Origin of the sequence: Prosthecobacter sp., assembly GCF_044373815.1 — a bacterium.
In the GTDB taxonomy this organism is placed as follows: Bacteria; Verrucomicrobiota; Verrucomicrobiia; order Verrucomicrobiales; family Verrucomicrobiaceae; genus Prosthecobacter.
In genome coordinates, this window is sequence record NZ_JBIPNG010000631.1 from 1 (window position 1) to 3,146 (window position 3,146).

The following is a 3,146-nucleotide window of genomic DNA, read 5'->3' on the forward strand; positions in this document are numbered from 1 at the left end:
CATCTCGATGGGCGGAATCTTGGTGCAGACGCGGCGGCCATCGGGGGTGGTGCCGAAAAAGGAGCCGGTGGCGGTGCTTTCGGTCTTGATGACGTGGTAGGAATTGTAGCTGAAGGTTTCCCCCGGCGAGAGATTGGGGAACTGGCCGACGACGCCGTCGCCCTCGACAACCATGGTGTCGCCGTCGGTGTCACGCACGATCCATTTGCGGCCAAAGATGCGCACAATGTCGGGGGAGTCGTTGTGGATCGAGAGATGATACACAAACGGGTGCGGCCGGTCCGGCGGAGCAGGCCGAGTGGGATCGTAGGCGATGCTGTCCACCGTGACCGTGAGTCCTGGCAACGGATCGAAATTCATGGGATGAGTTTAGTCCATACGCAGGATGCCACAAGCCGGGGTTTGCAAAAAGCAGCCGGACTCGTACCATCCAGCCAACCGCCACCATGCCATCCTCCCCTCCCGTCGTTCTCACCATTGCAGGTTCAGATTCTTCATGCGGAGCGGGGGTGCAGGCGGATTTGAAGGCGATTTCAGCCCTCGGGGGCTATGGCCTGAATGCACTGACGAGCGTGGTGTCAGAGACTCCGGGCCTCGTTTCGCAGGTGCGCCTGCTGGATGCGGATTTCATTGCCGATCAGGTTCGAGTGCTGTTTGGGGGCTTTCCCATTGCCGCTGCGAAGACCGGCATGCTGGGCGGGCGGGACCAGGTGCATGCGGTGGCGGAAACCTGGCGGCAGTTTGGCCATGGGCGCATCCCCCTCGTGGTGGACCCGGTCATGATCGCCACCAGCGGAGGCAAGCTGCTGGAAGACGCCGCCGTGCGGACCTTGATCGACGAACTGCTGCCGCTGGCCTCGCTGATCACGCCGAATCTGGACGAGGCCCGCGTGCTGTGGGATCGGGAGGTTCCCGACCTTGAAGCCATGGAAGACTGTGCCCGCGAACTGAGCACCCGTTTTGATGCCGCTGTGCTGGTGAAAGGCGGACACCTGAAGGGGGATGCCGCCGATGTCCTGTGCCTGGACGGCGAACTTTTCTGGCACACCGCCCCGCGCACGCCGGGGGTGCGCACGCATGGCACAGGCTGCACGTTTTCCGCCGCCATTGCCACCTGTCTGGCGCAGGAAATGGGGCTGAATGAGGCTGTCGCGGCCGCCAAGGAGTTCGTCAGCCGCGCCATCGCCCAGCATTTCATGTGGCAAAGTGCTGGCGCAGGGCCCGTACATGCTCTCAATCATCTCCAGCAGACCGACGCATGAGACGACTCGCCATCCTTTTGACCTTCACCTCCTCCGTGTTCGCCGCCAGCGGCCCGGAGCCGAAGGACGTCAGCCAGGCAGGCATCCAGACGGCGTTTCGGATTCTGCAGAAGGAATACATCCGCAGCAGCGATCTGACCTTTGATGTGCTGAACCGTGCTGCACTTTCGGGTTTGCTGCAGCGTCTTGATTTCGGTGCGGAACTGGTGCCCCGCACCAGCGAGGCCAAATCCGGTGCGCTCACCGGCGTGCAGGCAGAACTACTGACGCCCAAGACTGGCTACCTGCGCCCCCGCGAATTCACGCCGACTGAAACGAAGGAACTGGAAAAGCACCTGCAGGATTTTGTGGCTAAAAAGGTGAGCCACCTCATCCTGGATCTGCGCAGTCCGGCTCCGCCGGGAAACTTTAATGATGCGGCGGACATGCTGAGCCTGTTTGTGCCCAAAGGCGAAGTGCTCTTCAAAATGAAGCAGATGGGGCAGGCGGCCTCAGAAGTCGAAACCAACGTGCGCGAGCCGGTGTGGTCGCAGCAGCTTCTTGTCCTCGTGGATGACGAGACCAACAATCTGGGTGAAACCATGGCCGCGGTGCTGCGTCAGCGGAAGCAGGCGCTCTTGATTGGTTCCCCCACACGCGGTGGAGCCGTGCGGTATGAAACGGTGCCGGTGGATGCGGAGTGGTCCCTGCGCTTTGCCCGCGCCGAGGTGCTGCTGTCGGACGACAGCTCGGTGTTCAAGAAGGGCCTGCAGCCTGATTTCCCGGTCTCCATGCCGACCACCTTGAAGCGCCAGGTGTTTCACGCCACTGATGCCAAGGACGTCAAAAGCTCCATCATCGACAAACCACGCGCGCGCTTCAACGAGGCTGCACTCGTGGCCAACACCAATCCCGAACTCGACTCCTACCTGAGGCGCTCCGCCGGCAAGGCTCTGCCCGAGGATGCTCCGCGTCCTTCTGACACCGTGCTGCAGCGCGCGGTGGATCTCATCACAGCACGCGCCCTGCTTCAATCCGCCAAGATCGACTGGAACCGCAAGCCTCCAGCCACCAACGAACCTCCGGCACGCCGTGCCATTCCCGTGACCAAGTGATGGATATTATCACCCGAGTTGAAACCACCGCCACGATTCGTCGTGTGATCAGTCCGCGCACCTGCCACGCCTTGCTGCCAAATGGGAAAGAGATCTTTGGCACCATCCAGAAAGAGCTGCCGGATTTCCCTCTCGCGGAAGGCGCGCAGGTACGCGTGCGCATGCACGTCTGCGACTTCTCGTATGGGGAGATGATGGGTGCTTTATAGCGTGCCCCCCGCTCATGGGTAAGCGGGAGGCTGATGTGTTAAAGTAAGCGCTGATCGACGGACAGGAGTGTCCATCGTACTCATGGGTCACACCTCATCCGGCACGACGAATGGCGCACGGTATTTATCCTTGAGCATCGCGTTCGCAGCGTCTTGATCAATGAAGCGCTCGGTCTTGCCATCCATTTTCAAAACGGGGCCGAGGGTGAGGAGGTCTTTGGTGATATCGACCTCGTTTTTCCCCAGGTGCTCCTGCATGCGCCCGAAGCTTTCGGAGGCGAAGGTGTCACCTTTGATCTTTTCCATGATGGCTTCAGGCTTCTCTTTCTGGCCAAGACGATGACTGATATTGGCGGTGTGGCACAGGGCGCTGGAGAGATGCCCTTCGAGAATGTCGGCATTCAAATCGTCCACCCGGCGGCTGCGGCAGGCATTGATGAAGTTTTTGAAGTGGTCTTCGCTGCCTTCGAACTTCTTCACCTCCTTGCCTTCCTTGTCGAAGACCACGCAACCCGAGTAATTCGGCACCACGATGGTTCCGCCTTCGCACTCGATGATGACGCCCACGCCTGCACCAGTGA

The 3,146-nt window shown here is 60.6% G+C and carries 4 protein-coding genes and 1 pseudogene; 3 read left to right on the forward strand and 2 right to left on the reverse strand.

The features are described from left to right. On the reverse strand, positions 1–360 hold a 360-nt coding region (locus ACIREA_RS29395; protein WP_397385880.1), incomplete at its 3' end, for an ApaG domain. A gap of 86 nt (positions 361–446) precedes the next feature. Between ACIREA_RS29395 and thiD the strand changes: the two genes are divergently transcribed. Genes thiD through ACIREA_RS29410 form a run of 3 tightly spaced genes read left to right on the forward strand, consistent with a single transcriptional unit; the run spans position 447 to position 2,565 of the window. Next, positions 447–1,262, forward strand: coding sequence for a bifunctional hydroxymethylpyrimidine kinase/phosphomethylpyrimidine kinase (gene thiD, locus ACIREA_RS29400; protein WP_397385881.1), 816 nt, complete (start codon positions 447–449; stop codon positions 1,260–1,262). After that, positions 1,259–2,356, forward strand: coding sequence for a S41 family peptidase (locus ACIREA_RS29405; RefSeq protein WP_397385882.1), 1,098 nt, complete (start codon positions 1,259–1,261; stop codon positions 2,354–2,356). The genes thiD and ACIREA_RS29405 overlap by 4 nt, the downstream gene beginning before the upstream one ends. Then, positions 2,356–2,565 (forward strand): hypothetical protein, encoded by a 210-nt coding sequence (locus ACIREA_RS29410; RefSeq protein WP_397385883.1) that lies wholly within the window; start codon positions 2,356–2,358, stop codon positions 2,563–2,565. Before ACIREA_RS29405 ends, ACIREA_RS29410 begins: the two co-directional genes overlap by 1 nt. Positions 2,566–2,652: 87 nt before the next feature. Here the strand turns inward: ACIREA_RS29410 and ACIREA_RS29415 are convergent. After that, positions 2,653–3,146 (reverse strand): annotated as a pseudogene (locus ACIREA_RS29415) (gfo/Idh/MocA family oxidoreductase); the annotation flags it as partial.